Below are 19,817 nucleotides of genomic sequence, written 5' to 3'. Positions count from 1 at the left end.
TGAGCACGACGTCGCCTTCGTGCCTGCGGCCTCAGCCGCGCTTGCTCTTCCCGTGCTTCTTCTTCCCGCGCCGCCGGACGACGGAGTCGGACTCGGAGTCGGAGTCGGAGTCGGACTCAGAGTCAGACTCGGAGTCGGAGTCGGAGTCGGCGTGCGGATCGGCCGGGGCGCCGGCGGGGGCTTCCCGTTCCAGCTCGCGGCGAGTGACCAGGAGGGCCCTGCGCGCCTCTTCCCCCACATCGGGGTACTGCGGATCGATGTCCATCAAGGTGTGCGCGAGGACGGCCGCCGCACAGATCCGCGCGAACCACTTCCGGTCCGCCGGCACGACGTACCACGGCGCCCACTGCGTGCTGGTGGCCGACAGCATCGCGGAGAACGCGTGCTGGTAGTCGTCCCACCGGCGCCGCTCCCGCACGTCGGCCGCGGAGAACTTCCAGTTCTTCTCCGGCCGGTCGATCCGCTGGAGGAACCGGGCGCGCTGCTCCTCCTGTGACAGGTTGAGGAAGATCTTCACCACCTTGAACCCGTTGTCCGTGAGGTAGTGCTCCCACCGGTTGATCTCCCGGTAGCGGCGGTCCCACACGTCCGGCCCGCAGGCTTCCTCGGGCAGCTTCTGCCGGACCAGGTTGTCGGGGTGCACCCGTACGACGAGGACCTCCTCGTAGTGCGAGCGGTTGAAGATGGCGATCTCGCCGCGAGCCGGCAGCCGCCGGGCGTACCGCCACAGGTAGTCGTGGTCGAGCTCCTCGGCGGAGGGCACCTTGAAGCTGCTGACCCGCACGCCCTGTGGGTTGACGCCGCTCATCACGTGACGGATCGTCCCGTCCTTGCCCCCGGCGTCGATGGCCTGGAGGCACATCAGCACGCCGTACGTGTCCTGGGCGGCCAGCCGGTCCTGGTACTCGGCCAGCAACGACACCCCGCTGCGCAGCAGCTCGGCGCCGTCCCGCTTCTTCAGGCCGGCCTTGAAGCGGGGATCGAAGTCGCGGTCGAGGCGCACGTGCGACCCCGGCTTCACCCGCAGCGGCTCGATGAAATCCGCGATGCGTTCGGCTCTCTCGTCCGACATCACCCATCAGTCCTTCGCTGGACCCACGGCATGGCGGCGGGCGGCGTCGAGCGCCCGCCCCCGCCCGGGACCTCCACCGCGCCGGGCGCCTCGTGCCCATTGTCTGCTCGCCGGGCCAAGATCGCCCGTCCCGCCGGCACCGGGCATGCGCCCGCGCCCTCACCCGTCCCGTCGCGCGTTGCGGTCCTCCGGTTCGCCGTCCGTCGTCTCGTCGTCCGGCCGGAGCGTGGTGCGGGCGCCGGGGAGGACCGGGGCGGTCCCGCAGAGGGCGGTGACGGTCTCGGCCCACAGGAAGGCGAGCCGGTCCAGCACGCACCCGACAGGAGGTGAGCCGGGTGCGGTGTTCCGGACGGCCGCGAGGGCGAACAGGGTCGCGGCCCTCCAGTCCGGGGCGGGCCGGACCAGGCCCTCGCCGCGGGACGCCAGGTACCAGGTCCCGGTGAGTACGGACGCCGCAAGCGCCCACATCACGACCGTCATGAGGACCGCGAAGCAGAGCCGGCTGCCCGACCGGACCGACTCCAGTGACGACCTTCACGTCCTTCGCCGCACGCCGTTCGTGCGCCCGGAACGACAGGTCGCCGACGGTCGCCTCGGTGGTCCGGCCCGGCCGGGGCGCCCGACCCGCAGCACGAGCTTCCTGGCCGCGGCGTCGACGCGTTGGACGGTCGCCCGACGTCCACCCGGTCCGGCGCTGTTCGATCCCACCCTGCGGACTTGTCGATCGCCTGCCGCTCGGTGAGCTGCAGCCGCGACCCCACGGCCACCGCCACCACGATCAGCACCGCGACGGGGCCGTTCGGCTCGACGCCGCCGCCGTACGGTCCTCGTCGACCGGTCCTCGTCGACCGGGGCGGCGGTCCGCCGTACCCGGGCGGGTGTGCCGGCGCCGGCCGCCGGACACCGCTCCGGGGTCGCTGATCCGCTCCACGTGCGGGCGTACGGTGCAGCCGGTAGCGTCGAGACCGAGCGTTCCGCCCCAACCGCTGCGGCCTTGCCCAGCAGGTCGGCCGTCGATGATGGCAGAGGAACGAAACCCATGCCGAAGCACACCATCCACGCGGTGACCGCCGCGGCCGCACTGGTCTGCCTGACCGCGTTCGGCCCCGTACCCGGCGGCGCCACGGGCGGTGCGCCCACAACCGAGGCCCCCGCGCCCGGCGGTACCCCGCCATCGGACTCGCGGTCCCCCGGCCAGGCGGCCGCGGCCCGTTTCGTGCCCGGCCCCTGCCCGAAGCCGCCCGAGCCCATCGAGGCCCTGGGCGACGCACTCTGCGGCCATCTGGAGGTCCCCGAGAACCGCTCCCGTCCAGGCGGCCGGACCATCAAACTGGCCGTCGCCGTCATTCCGGCCCTCCACCCGGCGAAGCCCGCACAGGTCCCCGTGGTGTTCATGGCGGGCGGCCCCGGCGCCGACACCTTCGACGACATTCCCTTCCTCGTCGACTCCGGCCTGAACAAGGACCGCGACCTGATCATCATGGCCCAGCGCGGCAACCTCTACGACCAGCCGAACCTCGCCTGCCCGGAGGTCGACCGCTTCAACGAGCAGGCCGTCGGCCTCGGCTACGACTCGGACCAGGCCGAACAGCTCATGCTGAAAGCCGTCAAGGACTGCCGCGGCCGCCTCACGGCCCAGGGCGTCGACCTGAGCGCCTACAACACCACGGAGAACGCCGCCGACTTCGCCGACCTGCGCAAGGCGCTGAAACTGCGTCAGTGGAACGTCTACGGCTACTCGTACGGCAGCAACCTGGCCCTCACATACCTGCGCCTGCACCCCGAGGGCATCCGCGCGTTCGCGATCGACTCGATCACGCCTCCCCAACACGTGACCCTGCCGTGGACATGGGCCAGCACGGCCGAGGGCATCGACAACATCATCGAGGCGTGCGCGGCACAGCCCGCCTGCAAGGACCGTTACCCGGACTTCCGCCGGATGCTGAGCGAACAGGTGCGCCGGCTGGAGGCCCGTCCCCTGACGCTGAACGTCGAGCCGCCCGGCGGGGGCGAGCCCGTCACGGTCGTCCTCGACGGCGGTGCGCTCCTGAACCTGATCGTCGCCTTCTCCCCCCGGCCCGAGGACCTGCCGGCGGCGCTCGACGAGCTCGCGGCCGGCAACCCGGGGCGCTTCGCGAAGGCCCGCGCGGCGGGATCGGTCCAGAAGACCGGCGAGTTCGCACACGGCCTGACGCAGTCCGTGGTGTGCGGCGAGTGGGCGCCGGGGTTCTCGGAGACCGACGTGCTGAACGCCGGTCGCAAGGTCTATCCCGAGTGGCCGGACACGGTCCTCGCCCAGGTGCCGCAACTTCCCTTCCAGTACCCGGCGTGCCGGACCTGGGACGTCGCGGACCGCGCGGCCGCCCAGCGGGTGCCCACGGTCAGCTCGGTGCCCGCGCTCGTCATCTCCGGCACGTTCGACGTGAAGACGGGGGCGAGCTGGGCGAAGGACGTGGCCCGCAACCTGTCCCGTTCAACCTCCGTGCTTGTCCCCGGAATCGGCCACTGGGTGATCCCGCAGTCGCCCTGCGCGCAGAGTGTCCTGGCCTCGTTCTTCGCTCGTCCGACCGCCCCGCCCGACACCAGTTGCGTGGACGACGTGGAGCCCAAACCGTTCACGATCATTCCCGAATGACCGGGAGGGCAGATGACCCACGCCCGTGCGCCCCGCCGTCCCCGCTCCGCCGGAAGGCTCCTGGCTACGTCGTCGGCCGGCCTCGCGGCCGCCCTCCTCGTCGCGGGCCTGCTCGCGGCGCCCGCCCGGGCGCAGAGCAGCACCGGCACCGGCCCCGACCCCACCCCCGGAGCGCCGACCGGCACCGTCGCCCGGACCGTGGGTGACGCCGCCTTCGAACCGGGCCCCTGCCCGAAGACACCGGAACCGATCGAGGCCCTCGAAGGGGCCCGCTGCGGAACGCTCACCGTGCCCGAGAACCGGGGGAAGCCCGACAGCCGCTCGATCCGGCTCGGCGTCGCGATCGTCCCGGCGGCGACCGACGCACCGAAGGCCGACCCCATCGTCTGGCTCGCGGGCGGCCCCGGGGACGACGCGGTGGGGGAGGCGAAGATGGCGATCGACGGCGGCCTGAACCGAGACCGCGACGTGATCTTCATGTCCCAGCGCGGGACGTACTCGGCCGACCCGAACCTCCTGTGCCCCAACATCGACGAGTTCAACGCACGCGCGGTCGGCCTGCCGTACGACGCCCCGGCCACCGAGCGCCTGCACGTCGAGGCCACGAAGGCCTGCCGCGACCAGCTCGCGGCCCGCGGGATCGACCTCAGCGCCTACAACGACATCGAGAGCGCCGCCGACTACGAGGACCTGCGCAAGACGCTGGGCATCGAGAGGTGGAACCTCTACGGCATCTCCTACGGCACCCACCTGGCCCTGGTCTACATGCGCCTGCACCCCGAAGGACTCCGCTCGGTGGGCATCGACGGCATCCTCCCGCCGTCCAGGGCCGGCTCGGCGGCGACCTGGAGCAGCGCCAAGCAGGGATTCGACGGCCTGTTCAAGGCCTGCGCGGACCAGCCGGCGTGCAACAAGCGCTATCCGAACCTGTCGGCGACCTTCGACAGGCTCGTCCGCCAACTCGAGGCCGAGCCGGTCACCACCACCGTCACGCTCCCCGGGAGCGACAAGCCGGTGAATGTCGTACTCGACGGCGGAGCCCTGGTGAACTGGATGACCTCGGCCACCCACGTGGCGCCCCAGGTACCCGCCGCCCTCGACGAGCTGGCGAACGGCAAGCCGCAGCGGATCGCCCAGCAGTGGGCGGGCGGCAAGCTCAGCCCCCAGGCCATGGGCAGGATCGCGCACGGTCTCGTCTACGGCGTCTTCTGCAGTGAGTGGACGCCGTACGAGACCCAGGAGCAGGCGCTCCGGGGCGGCCAGGAGACCTTCCCGTCCTTCCCGCCCTCGGTGCAGGCACAGGCGCCGCAGCTCACCTTCCTCCGCCCGGACTGCGACGTCTGGAACGTCCCGGCGGCGCCACGCTCCCTCCGTGACGCCACGCGCGGCGACGTCCCGACCCTCGCCCTGTCGGGCGGTTTCGACTCCCAGACCGGTGCGGACAACGGTGAGTACGTCGCCCGTACGCTGGCCAAGGCCAAGGCCGTCACGGTCCCGTACGAGCCGCACGTGGTGTTCGCGACGTCGAAGTGCGCGCAGGAGATCGCCGTGTCGTTCTTCGACAACCCTGCGGCACCGGACACCGCATGCCTGAAGAACCTGAAGGCACCCGAGTTCGAGATCGCCCCCTGATCCGGCCCTGTGGGCCTGTCCGGCCCTGTCCGACGGTCCCGGCAGAATCCTGCTCTCGCCCCCAGGTGCTCGCAGCCGCCCGTACGCGGCCGGCCGCGTACGGGCGCCCGGAATCGGCCGCGCCGGGGCGAAAGAATATCTGTGCCCGCGCTCTGAGAATTGAGCGGATCCCGCAGGGAGATTTTCTGGGCTCCGCCCGCTGCTGTAATTCTCGGTCGTACGCAACCGTCCATGACGTGCTACTGTCGATCTCGGTTGCAGTTTTGGTACCCAAAAACTTCAGGCGTCTCCGGCCGGCCATCGCGCCGCAGGGGGCGCTTCGTATTTCCGGTCATTTTCCGGTGGGGAATCATCGCGGCGACACGGTGTTCGCACGGTGCGGACGCCGTTGTACTGCCCCAAAGGAGATATGACATGGCTACAGGCACAGTGAAGTGGTTCAACGCGGCCAAGGGTTTCGGCTTCATCGAGCAGGACGGTGGCGGCCCCGACGTGTTCGCCCACTTCTCGAACATCGCCGCCCAGGGCTTCCGTGAGCTGAACGAGGGCCAGAAGGTCAACTTCGACATCGCGCAGGGTCAGAAGGGCCCGACGGCCGAGAACATCGTTCTCGCCTGACGCTGACGCGTGCTTCGTAGCTGGGGCCCGCATCCCTCGGGGTGCGGGCCCCAGCTGCACGTATTTCCGCAGTGGTTCGACCTGCGAGAACGTAGCATTCCAGGGATGCCGCCGCCTCTGCGCCGCCCCCGTTGTTTTTCCGGATCTGCTTCCGTAAGACATCACCTGTTTCAGCGATTGCGCCGGCACGGATTCTCTGCGCTCACGTCGGCTGTCGCAATTCATTTCGGCTCGTTCTCGTGATTCCCCGCGATGTTCTTCCGTGGAGGGAATTCCTTGATGCGTGCCGTATCAAGGAAGGTTCTGCATGAACCCCACACGTACGAACAACCGTTCTTCCCGTACCCGAGGCCGCAGCGGCGGCGCCGCGTTCGACTCCGCGTCCGGCTCCGGTTCGGGCCGGGGCAGCCGCTTCGGTTCGTCCGCCCCGAGCCGTTCGTCCGCCCCGAGCCGTTCGGGGGGCCCGAGCCGCTCGGGCGGCGGCTACGGCCGGCGGCCCGCCGCGGTGGGCGGTGAGTTCGCCCTGCCCAAGACGATCACTCCCGCGCTGCCCGCGGTCGAGGCGTTCGCCGATCTCGACATGTCCGCCGAGCTGCTGGCCGCGCTCGGGGCCCAGGGGCTGTCGGTGCCGTTCCCGATCCAGGGCGCCACCCTGCCGAACTCCCTCGCGGGCCGTGACGTGCTCGGCCGAGGACGTACCGGCTCCGGAAAGACCCTGGCCTTCGGCCTGGCCCTCCTGGCCCGTACCGCCGGACGGCGCGCAGAGCCGCGCCAGCCGCTCGCCCTGGTCCTCGTCCCGACCCGCGAGCTGGCGCAGCAGGTGACCGACGCCCTCACGCCGTACGCCCGCGCCGTGAAGCTCCGCCTGACCACCGTCGTCGGCGGCATGTCGATCGGCAAGCAGGCCGGAGCGCTGCGCGGAGGCACCGAGGTCGTCGTAGCCACGCCCGGGCGGTTGAAGGACCTCATCGACCGCGGCGACTGCCACCTGAACCAGGTCGCGATCACCGTCCTGGACGAAGCCGACCAGATGGCCGACATGGGCTTCATGCCGCAGGTCACCGCCCTCTTGGACCAGGTCCGCCCCGGCGGCCAGCGGATGCTGTTCTCCGCCACCCTGGACCGCAATGTCGACCTGCTGGTCCGCCGCTACCTGACCGACCCCGTCGTCCACTCCGTGGATCCCTCGCAGGGCGCGGTCACCACCATGGAACACCACGTGCTGCACGTCCACGGGACGGACAAGCAGGCGACCACCATCGCGATCGCCGCCCGCGACGGCCGGGTGATCATGTTCCTGGACACCAAGCACGCCGTGGACCGCCTCACCCAGGACCTGCTCCGCAGCGGGGTCCGTGCCGCCGCCCTGCACGGAGGCAAGTCCCAGGGGCAGCGCACACGCACCCTGGCCCAGTTCAAGACGGGACACGTCAACGTGCTCGTCGCCACGAACGTCGCCGCCCGGGGCATCCACGTCGACAACCTCGACCTCGTCGTGAACGTCGACCCGCCGACCGACCACAAGGACTACCTCCACCGGGGCGGCCGCACCGCCCGCGCCGGCGAGTCCGGCAGCGTCGTCACCCTGGTCACCCCCAACCAGCGCCGTGAGATGACCCGCCTCATGACCGCAGCCGGCATCGTTCCCCAGGCCACTCAGGTCCGCTCCGGCGACGACGCACTCCATCGCATCACCGGCGCACGCACCCCCACGGGTGTCCCCGTCACCATCACCGCGCCGGTGCCGGAGCGGTCCAAGCGCAGCACAGCCTCCCGCGGCCGGCGCAGTTCCGCTTCGGCGGCCCGGCGCGTGGCCGGGCGTCGGCCCGCCTTCGACGCGGCGGCCTGAGAGCCACCCGACCGGCAAGCCGACCCGACCCTGCAGGAGGCACGATTTGACGCTGATCCAGATGCCGTTCCGCCCCCGGAACGCCGACTCCGGCCACCGCACGGCGGGCGATGCCCCGGAAGCGGCCGTCCCGCAGATCTGTGACGACATGACGGTGGAAGTGGCCCTGTCCGTCATGGCCAGTGCCCGCGAGGGGCATCTGCTCGTCTGCGACCAGTCCGGTGTGTACACCGGCCGGGTCACCCAGGCCCAGCTCGCCGCCGTCCGAGCCGGCGACGCGTACACGGACCGGCTCAGGCTCCGCGACGTCCCGGCCCTCGCACGCTGAACCGCCTCGCGTTCGAACCGTCCACCCTTCTGCCTGTGAGGCACCATGCGCTGCGTCATCGCCCGTTTCCCGTTCGACCTGACCAGGAGCGGCGTCCTGGAATCGATGAAGGGCGTCAAGCCCGAGGAGGTCACCGGTGAGTCCGTGACCATCGGCCGCCGCACCTACCCCGTCAAACAGGTCGGCCAGGTCATCACCCGCCAGGACCGCCGCGACTTCAGTGCCGGCGAAGTCCTGCGGGCCATGACCCAGCTCGGCTTCACCTGCCGTGGCCTCCCCGGGGCGGCAGCGCCCGCCCGCGTGCTCAGCCCGCTGGAGCACGCCTCGGCGATGCTCGGCACGGCGGCCCGCTGACCGGCTGACCGCTGACCGGCTGACCGGGGAAGGCGCGCGCCGACACCCGGGGCCACGCAGGGCCCGACCGGCACACAGCCGGTCGGGCCCTGCGCGCATGCCGGGGCGACGCTCACCCACGGGATCCGAAGGTCGGCGCGGTACCGGAGCGGGCAGATGGTGTAGTAGTTCCTTCGGGGCCCTGGTGCCAGTACGGCGCCAGGGCCCCTTCACGCGTCCCCTGAGTGAGGTGCAATGACAGCAGACGACTCGTTCGGCCGTCTCGAAGACGACGACTATCCCGCCTACACCATGGGCCGGGCCGCCGAGCTGCTCGGCACCACCCAGGGCTTCCTGCGGGCCATCGGCGAAGCCCGCCTCATCACCCCGCTCCGCTCCGCGGGCGGACACCGCCGCTACTCCCGCTACCAGCTGCGCATCGCCGCCCGCGCCCGGGAACTCGTCGACCAGGGCACCCCGATCGAGGCGGCCTGCCGCATCATCATCCTCGAGGACCAGCTCGAAGAAGCCCAGCGCATCAACGCCGAATACCGCCGCGCCGCCGAATCCAGCGACCCGCCCGCCAGGCCTGAGTGACCCCTCAGACCACCGAGAGCAGGTCCACCACGAAGACGAGCGTGGAACCAGCCGGGATCAACGGCGAGGGGGACTGGTTGCCGTAGCCGAGGCGCGGGGGAACGATGATCTCTCGCCGGCCGCCGACCTTCATCCCCCTGATTCCCCGGTCCCAGCCCTTGATGACCCTGCCACCACCCACGGCGAACTTGAACGGCTGCTCCCGGTCCCAGGAGGCGTCGAACTCCGCTCCGGACTCGAAGGTGACCCCGACGTAGTGGACCCGGACGACCCTGCCCGGCTTCGCCTCCGGCCCGTCCCCCACGACGAGGTCCCGGATGGTCAGCTCCTGGGGAGCGTCACCCCCCGGAAGTTCGATCACGGGCTTCGTCGGTTCGTTCATCGCAGCCTCCTCAGTCTCCGCCGGAAGCTCTCGTACGGACCAGCCGGCGCACGGTCACCCCGTGCAGTGGACGATCACGCTACGACACCGACCCCGGTCCCGTCCCACCCGGCCCGTCGACGGCAGCGCTCAGAAGAACCCGAGCTTCTTCGGGGAGTAGGAGACCAGGAGGTTCTTGGTCTGCTGGTAGTGCTCCAGCATCATCTTGTGGGTCTCGCGGCCGATGCCCGACTGCTTGTAGCCGCCGAAGGCAGCGTGGGCGGGGTAGGCGTGGTAGCAGTTCGTCCAGACGCGGCCCGCCTGGATCGCCCGGCCCGCCCGGTAGGCCGTGTTGACGTCGCGGGTCCACACGCCCGCGCCCAGGCCGTACGCGGTGTCGTTGGCGATGCGCACGGCGTCCTCGAAGTCCTGGAAGGCGGTCACCGACACCACCGGTCCGAAGATCTCCTCCTGGAAGATCCGCATGCGGTTGTCGCCCTCGAAGACGGTCGGCTGGACGTAGAAGCCGCCCGCGAGCTCGCCCTCCAGCTCGTGGCGGTGGCCGCCCGTCAGGAGCTTCGCGCCTTCCCGCAGGCCGATGTCCACGTACGACAGGACCTTCTTCAGCTGCTCCTCCGAGGCCTGGGCCCCGATCATCGTGTCCGTGTCCAACGGGTGCCCCGGCACGATCAGTTCGGTGCGGGCCACCGCCGCGTCGAGGAAGTCCCCGTACCGGCCCCGCTCGATCAGGGCCCGCGAGGGGTTCGTGCACACCTCGCCCTGGTTCAGCGCGAACATGGTGAAACCCTCCAGGGCCTTGTCGCGCAGGTCGTCGTCCTGCGACCAGATGTCGTCGAAGAAGAGGTTCGGGCTCTTGCCACCCAGTTCCAGCGTGACCGGCTTCAGGTGCTCCGCCGCGTACTGCATGATCAGCCGCCCCGTCGCCGTCTCCCCGGTGAAGGCGACCTTCGCGACGCGCGGACTGGACGCGAGCGGCTTGCCCACCTCCTCGCCGAAGCCGTTGACGACGTTCACCACCCCCGGCGGCAGCAGGTCCGCAACCAGGCCCAGCCAGTAGTGGACGGAGGCCGGGGTCTGCTCGGCCGGCTTGAGCACCACGGTGTTGCCCGCCGCCAGCGCGGGGGCCAGCTTCCACACGGCCATCAGGATCGGAAAGTTCCACGGGATGATCTGACCGACCACGCCCAGCGGTTCGTGGAAGTGGTAGGCGACCGTGTCGTCGTCGATCTGGCTCAGCGCGCCCTCCTGCGCACGCAGCGCGCCCGCGAAGTAGCGGAACTGGTCGACGGCCAGGGGCAGGTCGGCCGCCAGGGTCTCGCGTACCGGCTTGCCGTTCTCCCAGGTCTCCGCGACCGCGAGGGCCTCCAGGTGCTGCTCCGTCCGGTCCGCGATGCGCAGCAGGACCGACGCCCGGTCGGCGACCGAGGTCCGGCCCCAGGCGGGCGCCGCCGCGTGCGCCGCGTCCAGTGCCCGCTCCACGTCCTCGGCGGTGCCCCGCGCGACCTCGGTGAAGGTCTGGCCGTTGACGGGCGAGGGGTTCGCGAAGTACCGGCCGCGGGCGGGCGCGACGTATTCGCCGCCGATGAAGTGGTCGTAGCGGGACGCGTACGACATCAGCGACCCCTCGGTACCGGGCGCAGCGTAACGGGCCATGGTGTCCTCCCCTTGCCGGGCGCCGGCCGCCGTCGGACAGCGCTGGGGTGGAGGCTAGGAGCGGGCAGGTTGCGGATACGTTGCACACAGCCCGTGCCCGCCCGGCCGGGCACCCAGCTCACGGTCCAGGGCGCGTACGCGGGCCAGCGCGGCCGGCCGGCCCTCGGGCGGCAGCGCCGCGGCCAGCGCCCGCCACGCCTCCGGGTCCTCGGCGCCCCAGGCACTGCACACCCAGTCGGCCAGCAGCCCCGCGTCGGCCCGCGCGATCAGGGCCGCCCGCGCCTGCTCCTCGATCCGCCGGCGCAGCCGGACCACCCCGGGCGCCGTCGAGGCAGGCAGGAGGGGCCCGGGATAGTGGTGGAGGGCCGCGGAGACGGCTCCGGCCGCCAGCCGCCGGGTCAGGGCGGTGAAGTCCGCGTCCAGCGGACCGGCCGTGCGATAGGGGCGCGACAGCGGTGCCGCGGGTCCCAGCAGCGCGCGCAACCGGGACATCTCGGCCCGCAGCGTGACCGGTGACACCGCCTCGTCCTCGTACAGGGCGATCGCCAGCTCCTCGCCGGACAGGCCCTCGGGATGCTGCGCCAGCAGGACCATGATCTCGCTGTGCCGGCGTCCCAGCCGCACCCGCCGGCCACCGGCCACCAGCAGCGCCTCGTCCCGGCCGAGGGCCGTGAGGGTGTCCCGCGCGGTCGGGGGCCCCTCGTCGACCAGGGCCAGCTGGGCCTCCGCCGCCCGGGCCACCGCCCGGACGAACGCCAGGGAGTGCGGGTGCGCCAGACCGTCGCCGCCGGTGATGTCCACCGCGCCCAGCAGCCCGCCCGTCCGCGGATCCCGCACCGGCGCCGCCGCACAGGTCCACGGGTGCACCCGGCGGCTGAAGTGCTCGGCCCCGAAGACGTGCACGGCCTCGCCCACCGCGACCGCCGTCCCGGGGGCGTTGGTCCCCATCGCGGACTCCGCCCAGCGCGTGCCCGGGACGAAGCCGAGGCCCTCGGCGCGCCGCAGGGTGGCCGATGCGCCCTCCACCCACAGCAGGCTGCCCCGCGCGTCGCACACCGCCAGCAGGTGCGCCCCGTGCGCGGCGAACGCGCCGACGAGGTCCCGGAACAGCGGCATCACCCGGGCCAGCGGGTGCTCCTCCCGGTACGGGCGCAGGTCCGCCTCCGCGAGCTCCACCCGCGGTGCGCACTCCGGGCTCAGCCTGGCCCGCGCGCACCGCCGCCAGGACCGCGCGATGACCGCCCTGACCGGGGTCTCCACCCGCCCGTCCCGGGTGAACACGGCGTGCGCCCGCCGCAGTTCCCGTGAACGGGCGGCGGGATCGGCCCCGTCCGGAAGTGCCACCGACGGATCCCGGTCGCCCATGTCACCCTCCCGTGGAGCCGCGGTACCCGGAGCGCCCCCATCGTCGTCGCGGCGCCGCGCCCCGGCAAGCGGTACGTCGGCCAGGGCGCGGGCCCGCCCCGGCCGGTTCGCGCGCTACGGGAGCGGCTTGCCGCGGCGGCGTTCCCCGCCCCGGTCCGCCGGTCCGGCGGCCGCCAGGGCCGATGCCGGGTCGGGGGCCGGCGGTCCCGACGGGATCCACCGCCCCGCCTCGCGGCGGTACGGCCACCAGCGCCCCTCCCGGCCCAGCCGGACCTGCCGGCCCGTTCCCGGTTGCGTCCAGCGGGCCCGGATCCTGCGCAGCACCGGAGCCTCCTCGTCCGCCCAGGCGGCGGCCCATGCCGTCCGTGCGCGGGCCAGCGTGGTCCGGTCCGGCGTCCAGTCGTCCTCCAGCGCGGCCAGGCCCGGGGCCGCACCGAAGCCCCAGGCCAGAACGGCCAGTTCCATGTCGGCCCTGCTGCGCCCGGTGGCCGCCGCCAGACGGGAGCGGACCCGGACGTCATCGGCCTCGCGGGCCAGTCGTACGGCGTCCTGCGCCTCCGTGAGGGGTGCCGGTACGGCGCGGTCGGCGTGGCCCGGAGCGACCGCCTCCGCCAGCAGCCGGAAGGCCTCGGCCGCGGCCGCCCGCGCGAGGAACTCCACCGCGTCCACGTCGAGCCCGTCCGGTTCCGCCTCCGTGTCCAGGGCCGGCGGCTGCCCCGGCGCCCGCGGCAGGTCCGGCAGCGGGGGCAGCGGCGGCAGGCCCGCCCGCGCCGCCCCGTACGCCAGGTCCGCCGGGAAACCCCCGTCGGCGGCCCCGTCCGCATCCGGGTCCTGCGCCGGGGCGTTCGCGGCGCTGCGCTCCTCCAGCCCGTCCAGCAGCTGCCGTTCGCCCCGGCCGCGCAGGAGCAGCAGGACGAAGGGGTCCTGGTCCAGCAGCCGGGCCACCTGGTGGCAGAGCGCGGCTGTGTGCGGGCAGTGGTCCCACTCGCCGCAGTCGCAGCGCGGGTCGAAGTCCCCGATGCCCGGCAGCAGTTCCACCCCGGCTGCCGCCGCGTCCTCGGCCAGCTCCGGCGGAACCTCACGGTCCAGCAGGGCCGCGATGTACCCCGACTCCGCGGCCACGAGCCCCAGCAGCCGGTCCCACTCGGCCTGCGAGAACTCCTGCACCAGCACGTCCGTCCGGTGCGCCGTCCCGTCCCGGTCGCGCACGACCGCGGTGAGCCCGCCCGGGCGCACCGAGACCGTCCCCACCGCGCCCGAGCGCGCGACGCGGCGGCCCTGCCGCACCTGCTCCCCGTCGAGCGCGCTGTCCTCCAGGGCGCGCAGCCAGGCTTGGCCCCACCAGGTACGGGCGAAGCCGCGGCCGGGTGCGGGCGGGAGCGCCGCGAAGGTCTTCTCGTACGGGTCCCCGGTGGTCATCGCGTACTCCCCGCGGCCGGGCGCAGTGCCACGAGCTCGGCCAGTTCGGCGTCGGTCAGTTCGGTCAGCGCGCTCTCGCCGCCCGCGAGGACGGCGTCGGCCAGGGCCCGTTTGCGCTCCAGGAGGCGTGCGATGCGGTCCTCGACGGTGCCTTCGGCGATGATCCGGTGGACCTGTACGGGCTGGGTCTGGCCGATCCGGTAGGCGCGGTCGGTGGCCTGTTCCTCGACGGCCGGGTTCCACCAGCGGTCGAAGTGGACGACGTGTCCGGCGCGGGTGAGGTTCAGTCCGGTGCCGGCCGCTTTGAGGGACAGCAGGAAGACGGGGACCTCGCCGGCCTGGAAGCGGTCCACGAGCTCTTCGCGGCGCGCCACCGGGGTCCCGCCGTGCAGGAGTTGTGTGGCGATCCCCCTCGCCGCCAGGTGCCGCTCGATGAGCCGGGCCATCGTCACGTACTGCGTGAACACGAGCACCGAACCGCCCTCGGCGACGATGGTGTCCAGCAGCTCGTCGAGGAGCTCCAGCTTGCCGGAGCGCGCGCCGCCGGTCGCGCCGCCGTCCCCCAGGTAGTGGGCCGGGTGGTTGCAGATCTGCTTGAGCGAGGTCAGCAGCTTGACCACCAGTCCGCGCCGCTCCATCCCGTGGGCCTGCGAGATCGCCGCGAGGGTCTCGCGTACGACGGCTTCGTAGAGCGCGCTCTGTTCGCGGGTGAGGGACACCGGGTGGTCGGTCTCGGTCTTCGGCGGCAGCTCGGGCGCGATGCCAGGGTCGGACTTCCTGCGCCGCAGCAGGAAGGGCCGTACGAGCGCCGCGAGCCGGGCCGCCGCCTGCGGGTCGCGGCCGCTCTCCACCGGCTCGGCGTAGCGGGCGCGGAAGGTTCCGAGGCGGCCCAGGATTCCCGGTGTCGTCCAGTCGAGGACGGCCCACAGCTCGGAGAGGTCGTTCTCCACGGGGGTGCCGGTCAGGGCCACGCGGGCCCGCGCCGGGAGGGTCCTCAGGGCCTTCGCGGTGGATGAGTGCGGGTTCTTGACGTGCTGCGCCTCGTCGGCGACGACCATGCCCCAGTCGGTGGCGGCGAGTGCGGCCGCGTCCAGGCGCATCGTGCCGTACGTGGTGAGCACGAACTCCCCGGCGCCGGGCGTGAGTCCGGCCAGGCTGCGGACCGGTCCGTGGAAGCGGCGTACCGGGGTGCCGGGCGCGAACTTCTCGATCTCCCGCTCCCAGTTGGCCAGCAGCGAGGCGGGGCAGACCACCAGGGTGGGGCCGGCGGCTGGCGCACCTTGGCCGTTGCGGTGCAGGTGGAGCGCGATGAGGGTGACGGTCTTGCCCAGGCCCATGTCGTCGGCGAGGCAGGCGCCGAGGCCGAGCGAGGTCATCCGGGCCAGCCAGCGCAGGCCGTGCAGTTGATAGTCGCGCAAGGTGGCCGACAGGCCGGGCGGGGCGTCGACCTCGTCGGCCTCCTGCGGGTCGCCGGTGAGGCGCGCGCGCAGGCGTTCCAGCGCACCGGCGGCCTCGACGTCGACCCGCTCGCCGTCGATCTCCGCGGACCCGGTGAGTACGGCGGCCAGCGCGTCCGCGGCGCCGACCGTACGGTCCTGGAGCGCGCGGGCCCGGCGGGCCTCGGCGGGGTCGATCAGCACCCACTGGTCGCGCAGCCGCACCAGGGGGCGGTTCGCCTCGGCGAGGCGGTCCAGCTCGACGGGGGTCAGATCGCCGTGCCCGCCGAGGGCGTGGCGCCAGCTGAAGGAGAGCAGGGCGCCGGGGGAGAGCAAACCGGAGGGCGGGACGCTGCCTGCGGTGTCGCGGGAGCCGACGACGGCGCGGGCGGTCAGTCCGCGGACGAGCCCGCGCGGCCAGTGCACCTGCAGCCCGTCGGCGGCGAGCGCGGCGGCGGCTTCGCCGAGCAGCTCCGTGACCTCCTCGTCGGCGAGTTCGACGGCGTCCGGGACGGCCGCGCCCAGCAGCGGGGCGAGCGGGGGCCACAGCCGGGCGGCCCGGCGCAGCGCACGCAGGGCGTCCAACCGGGCGCCGGGAGGGAAGGCGCCCGCGGCGGCTCCGGAACCGGCCCAGACGTCGGCGGCGTCGGCCACCAGCGCGGCGTCGGCCGGGCTGTGCATCTGCAGGACGGCCCGGAAACCCCCGGCGGCCGTCGTGGCTTCGGCCGCCTCCGGGGCCGCGGGTGCCCGGCCGGGTTGGCGGATCAACTCGATCCGGAGGGAGAGGCGCACTCCGGCGTCGTGACCGGCGGCCACCTCGGCGGACCAGTCGCGCAGGCGGGGGCGGCGCTCGGCCGGGCGGGCGGCGAAGGCGGGCCCACCGGCGGCCGCGGGCGCGGCGGGGGAGCGCGGCAGGGTGTCGGCGACGGCGTCGAGGAAGGCGCGCAGCAGCGGCTCGGCGGCGGGCAGACGGGGCGGCCCCTGCGGATTCAGCGGCAGGCAGCGGGCACCGGGCGGCATGGCGGCGGCCAGGGCGCGCACCTCGTCGAGGTCGGCCGGTTCCAGCGGCCCGATCCGCCAGGCGTCGTGGCCGGCGGGGTTCAAGCCCGGCAGCAGTTTCCCGTGGGCGGCGAACCGCAGCGCCAGCAGCGCGGCCGCGCCCCAGAAGGCGGTGCTGCCGCTGTCGGCCGCGGCTTCGGCCCGGGCGCGGGCGCGGGTGAGCACGGGCAGGGCCTCGTCCATGGCCAGCACCAGCGCCCGCACGCTGGTGCGCCGCAGGTCGGGGGTGACGACGGTCAGCTCCTCGAAGCTGCCCGCGCCGACGCTGAGGCCGACGCCCGCGTCCGGTCCGTCCGTCTGCCAGAGGGCGAGCCGGCCGCTGCGGGCCGGGTCGCCGGGAAGGAAGACAGCGGAGCGGTGGATGAGCTCGGAGATCTGGGGGAGCACGCATTCCTCAAATTTGACTACCGGAGCCGGGGTGGCCGAGGGTACCTCAACTCAGGACCCGGGAACGCGCGGTCGCGGCGGCGCGTTGAGGGGGTAGTGGTCGAGGTCACAAGGAAGGTGTCCGCAGATGTCCAACAGCGGAAAGGTCGCGGTTGCCGGAGTCGTGGCAGCCATCGTGTTGTTCTGGGCGGTGGGCTTCTGGGCGGGCCTGCTGGTTCTCATCGGGGTGCCGGCGGCGGCCTACCTCCTGCTGGACTCCTCCCAGCGGCGCCGGCTGCGGGGGGTGTCGCGGAAGCAGCTGGGCCGCTGACGGCGGCGGTAGTGCGCGGCCCGGGCTGAGGCCCGCTCCGGGAAGCGGCCGGGCTCCGGCTCGGTGTGCGGAGCCCGGCGGGCACGGCCGCGGGGCGGGCGTCGGGTGCGGATGCACCCAGTGGTCGGATCAGGCCGCCCCGCTCACGACGACCGGAGGGAGCTCGGTTTCGAGCAGCATCTGGGACGCGTGGTCCACGAGGTTGCGGAGCACCGGCTGGTAGGTCTCGTCGCCGCCCAGTTCGTCCAGGATCCGGTAGGCCTCGGTGCGGAACCCGTCGATGTCCGCGCGGTAGCGGTCGAGGGCGAGGGGCGTCCGCATGATGCCCGCGAGTTCCGTTCTGGCCTGATGTGACCGGCTCGCGGCGGCGCACAGGCCCAGGATGTGTTCCCGGGAAAGGGGCGACGCGTCCTCCAGGACGGAGGCGAGCAGATAGGTCACCGTGCCGTTGAGCAGGTCCTCGTCCCGGCCGGAAAGGATGTCCTCCTGGTCGTTGAAGATCTGCCACAGGATTCCGAAGACGTAGCCGAATTCACGCCACAGCTCGACCTTTTCGTCCGTGGTGCCCGAGAATATGGCGGCCATTGCCGTGATCATGCCGAAGGGGGCGCCGGATTTCCCGCGGTACGTCTCGACCACCGATTTCCGGGAGGCGCTGCGGATGTCCCCGCGCATGTCGTCTATCTGGCCGTCGACGCCGATGATCCAGCCGTTCAGGACCTCGGTTATCAGGGCGCCGTGCGCCGCCTCCGGGAGATCTTGCGCCAGGATGATCTGAATGGGCAGCGCATTTCCGGTGACGACGGAGGCGAGCAGTGCTTCGTCCTCGGTGAGATCGCCGCAGATCGACGCGCCATTGGCGTCGGCCAGGTCGTCGAGGTAGCAGGCCGAGGTCCACCACAGCAGGTGCACCGCCGAAAGCGGCACGGCCGGCCCGGGATTCCCCGTCTCTATGGCGTGCGCGAGCAAGGGAAGTACCGACAGGGGATGTCTCAGTTTGCGCTGCTCCAAGAGCTTGGCCACGGAGTTCCTGGTGGTCGCTGCGATCGGGCCGAGCCGGTCCAGCGCGGTTTCGATCTCCGCATCGACGTCCTGTGCGACCTTCCGGTGCAGGTCCAGGTACGACATGGAATTCAAGAGTGGCCTCCATCGTGGAATGAGCGTGGGGGTGAGGTGCGCACCCTTCGAGCCGCGTGACTGGCCGATTCGATCATTCCGGAGGAGGGGGATCCAGAGCGATTTTCGGTCGCTGTGGCCGAATCCCTTTAGTTGACGTGTTAAACTACCGACGGTAATAAACATTTTCAGCCATCGGGGCGATCAGTAATAGCCATCCATCAAAGTCGTGGCCCACTCCGGCTGCCGGAGCTTGCCCCGTGGCCCGAATTCGGCCATGTAGGGCTTCAGGTCGAGGACCGGTGTTCCGTCGACGGCGTCGAGCCCTTCAACGTGGACCTCCAGTCCGTCCACCTTCACCACCCGGCACCGTGAGACCCCCAGCCGGTTGGGCCGGTTCTTGCCGCGCTGCGCGAAGATGCCGACCAGCGGCCAGTCCGCGTTGTTCCGCGGGTGCCGAGCACCCGTCTCGACCTTCTCCACCGGGACCCGGTCGAAGTGGTAGACGACCTCGACGTGCGAGAAGTCCTCCAGGCCGTAGAGCGCCTCCGGACCGAACCGGTCGCCGTCCAGGCGGATCACCGCCGTCTCGCGCCCCCAGTCGTCGTCCACCACGTCGGCGCGGCCACCCACGACCACGCCCACCGGCTCGACGACCACACCCACCGGCTCCGACTCCACCACCGTGTCCCCCTCGTACCGTTGCGCGTGCGCACGCCCTTCGTCCGCACGTCGCTGTTCGTACCGGCCCCCGGCCCGGTCCGGCCGGGGATCACGCCGGGCGGACCGCGACGCTGTCGAGCGCCTCCAGCAGCTCCGGCAGGTCGGGATCCCCCTCCCGGGGAACCGCGAGCACCTCGCCCGGCTCCTCGTCCAGCAGGACGAAGGCCGCCTCCCCGGTACGGGCCACCAGCGACCAGCCGGGGCCGTCCACGCGCAGGGTCCGGGCCCCCTCGCCGGCGAAGGAGGATCGCACTCGGCCGGGCGGCGGCGCGGTCCGCGTGTACTCCAGCGCCTCCTCCAGCGCACGGGCGAGCCCGGGATGCGCCGCGGCCGCGGCCCCGCCGTCCGTCGCCACGCGCTCGCTCCAGTCGGCCCATTCCCGCGCGATCTGGTCCGCGCCCAGCCGCCGCTGCACCGGGCCCCACGCCTCCGCCGAGGGCGGCGCCAGCGGCACCCGCCCCGTACCGTCCGCGCCCTGCTCCGGATCGTGCGGCTCCGGGATCCCCGGTGCGGCCACCGACAGGTCCACCGGCCAGCCCGCCAGCGAGACCACGATGGTCCGCTCGTCGGGCGACAGGTCGTATTCCATACCGCAGTCCCACGAGGCGATGGCGGCGGCCACGAGCGAGACGTCGTCGACGACCACCGTCCAGCGGGCGCCCTCCTCGTCCTGGCCGAGTACCAGCCCGTACCCCTCCCTGCTGGGGGCCACGCCCAGCAGGGCGCAGGCCTCCGGGAAGTCGTCACCCAGGAAGCTGGGGAACTGTGCGGGGGTCAGGAGTACGGCGGTCAGCACGTACAGCGAGCCGCCACCCTCGTCGTCGTCGGACACCTGGCCTCCAGCTTGCTCTCTCGTCGGCGCACCTTAACTAGTCGGTAACCCGCGCGTCGAGAGCCTGCGGG

General features: G+C 72.6%; 18 protein-coding genes. 8 read left to right on the top strand and 10 right to left on the bottom strand.

Annotated features, from left to right (window positions below; genetic code table 11):
• Positions 1-31: 31 nt before the first annotated feature.
• Entirely contained in the window at positions 32-1,072 is a 1,041-nt protein-coding gene (locus ACZ3X1_RS27285) for a polyphosphate kinase 2 family protein (RefSeq protein WP_467281297.1), read from the bottom strand.
• Between the two features lie 159 nt (positions 1,073-1,231).
• Entirely contained in the window at positions 1,232-1,552 is a 321-nt protein-coding gene (locus ACZ3X1_RS27280; protein WP_467281296.1) for a DUF4436 family protein, read from the bottom strand.
• A 559-nt stretch (positions 1,553-2,111) separates the two neighbouring features.
• On the opposite strand from ACZ3X1_RS27280, the gene ACZ3X1_RS27275 reads away from it, so the two are divergent.
• The 7 genes from ACZ3X1_RS27275 (at position 2,112) to ACZ3X1_RS27245 (ending at position 9,064) form a co-directional block, all read left to right on the top strand.
• Positions 2,112-3,707, top strand: coding sequence for an alpha/beta fold hydrolase (locus tag ACZ3X1_RS27275; protein WP_467281295.1), 1,596 nt, complete (start codon positions 2,112-2,114; stop codon positions 3,705-3,707).
• 12 nt (positions 3,708-3,719) lie between these two features.
• Entirely contained in the window at positions 3,720-5,339 is a 1,620-nt protein-coding gene (locus ACZ3X1_RS27270; protein ID WP_467281294.1) for an alpha/beta fold hydrolase, read from the top strand.
• Between the two features lie 414 nt (positions 5,340-5,753).
• Positions 5,754-5,957 carry a cold-shock protein gene (locus ACZ3X1_RS27265; protein ID WP_356813423.1) on the top strand — a complete coding sequence of 68 codons (204 nt, stop codon included), beginning with the start codon at positions 5,754-5,756 and terminating at the stop codon, positions 5,955-5,957.
• 307 nt (positions 5,958-6,264) lie between these two features.
• Entirely contained in the window at positions 6,265-7,806 is a 1,542-nt protein-coding gene (locus ACZ3X1_RS27260) for a DEAD/DEAH box helicase (protein WP_467281293.1), read from the top strand.
• Between the two features lie 46 nt (positions 7,807-7,852).
• Positions 7,853-8,134, top strand: coding sequence for a CBS domain-containing protein (locus tag ACZ3X1_RS27255; protein ID WP_356813421.1), 282 nt, complete (start codon positions 7,853-7,855; stop codon positions 8,132-8,134).
• A gap of 45 nt (positions 8,135-8,179) precedes the next feature.
• Positions 8,180-8,488 carry an SCO5918 family protein gene (locus tag ACZ3X1_RS27250; RefSeq protein WP_362636415.1) on the top strand — a complete coding sequence of 103 codons (309 nt, stop codon included), beginning with the start codon at positions 8,180-8,182 and terminating at the stop codon, positions 8,486-8,488.
• Between the two features lie 234 nt (positions 8,489-8,722).
• Positions 8,723-9,064, top strand: a complete 342-nt coding sequence (locus ACZ3X1_RS27245; RefSeq protein WP_356813418.1) for a MerR family transcriptional regulator — start codon at positions 8,723-8,725, stop codon at positions 9,062-9,064.
• 4 nt (positions 9,065-9,068) lie between these two features.
• Here the strand turns inward: ACZ3X1_RS27245 and ACZ3X1_RS27240 are convergent, their stop codons facing one another.
• The 5 genes from ACZ3X1_RS27240 to ACZ3X1_RS27220 form a co-directional block, all read right to left on the bottom strand.
• Entirely contained in the window at positions 9,069-9,446 is a 378-nt protein-coding gene (locus tag ACZ3X1_RS27240; RefSeq protein WP_390076721.1) for an FKBP-type peptidyl-prolyl cis-trans isomerase, read from the bottom strand.
• A 129-nt stretch (positions 9,447-9,575) separates the two neighbouring features.
• A complete protein-coding gene (gene exaC, locus ACZ3X1_RS27235; protein ID WP_467281292.1) occupies positions 9,576-11,099 on the bottom strand; it encodes an acetaldehyde dehydrogenase ExaC in 1,524 nt (507 codons plus the stop codon).
• Between the two features lie 54 nt (positions 11,100-11,153).
• Positions 11,154-12,464 (bottom strand): GAF domain-containing protein, encoded by a 1,311-nt coding sequence (locus ACZ3X1_RS27230; RefSeq protein ID WP_467281291.1) that lies wholly within the window; start codon positions 12,462-12,464, stop codon positions 11,154-11,156.
• Positions 12,465-12,578: 114 nt separating this feature from the next.
• Entirely contained in the window at positions 12,579-13,883 is a 1,305-nt protein-coding gene (locus ACZ3X1_RS27225) for an SWIM zinc finger family protein (RefSeq protein ID WP_467281290.1), read from the bottom strand.
• Entirely contained in the window at positions 13,880-16,765 is a 2,886-nt protein-coding gene (locus tag ACZ3X1_RS27220) for a DEAD/DEAH box helicase (RefSeq protein ID WP_467281289.1), read from the bottom strand. Before ACZ3X1_RS27220 ends, ACZ3X1_RS27225 begins: the two co-directional genes overlap by 4 nt.
• A 127-nt stretch (positions 16,766-16,892) precedes the next feature.
• Here ACZ3X1_RS27220 and ACZ3X1_RS27215 point away from each other — a divergent pair, with 127 nt between their 5' ends.
• Positions 16,893-17,075, top strand: coding sequence for a hypothetical protein (locus ACZ3X1_RS27215; protein ID WP_356815777.1), 183 nt, complete (start codon positions 16,893-16,895; stop codon positions 17,073-17,075).
• Between the two features lie 129 nt (positions 17,076-17,204).
• Here ACZ3X1_RS27215 and ACZ3X1_RS27210 read toward each other — a convergent pair whose 3' ends face one another.
• The 3 genes from ACZ3X1_RS27210 to ACZ3X1_RS27200 form a co-directional block, all read right to left on the bottom strand.
• Entirely contained in the window at positions 17,205-18,203 is a 999-nt protein-coding gene (locus ACZ3X1_RS27210; RefSeq protein WP_467281324.1) for a polyprenyl synthetase family protein, read from the bottom strand.
• A 192-nt stretch (positions 18,204-18,395) separates the two neighbouring features.
• Positions 18,396-18,875 (bottom strand): SAM-dependent methyltransferase, encoded by a 480-nt coding sequence (locus ACZ3X1_RS27205; RefSeq protein ID WP_356815775.1) that lies wholly within the window; start codon positions 18,873-18,875, stop codon positions 18,396-18,398.
• 88 nt (positions 18,876-18,963) lie between these two features.
• A complete protein-coding gene (locus ACZ3X1_RS27200; protein ID WP_467281288.1) occupies positions 18,964-19,746 on the bottom strand; it encodes a hypothetical protein in 783 nt (260 codons plus the stop codon).
• Positions 19,747-19,817: the final 71 nt, after the last annotated feature.

The sequence above is a fragment of the Streptomyces sp. NPDC023541 genome, from assembly GCF_055559995.1.
The sequence above is the reverse complement of the archived record's forward strand: the minus strand, read 5'-3'. Positions and strand labels throughout refer to the sequence as shown.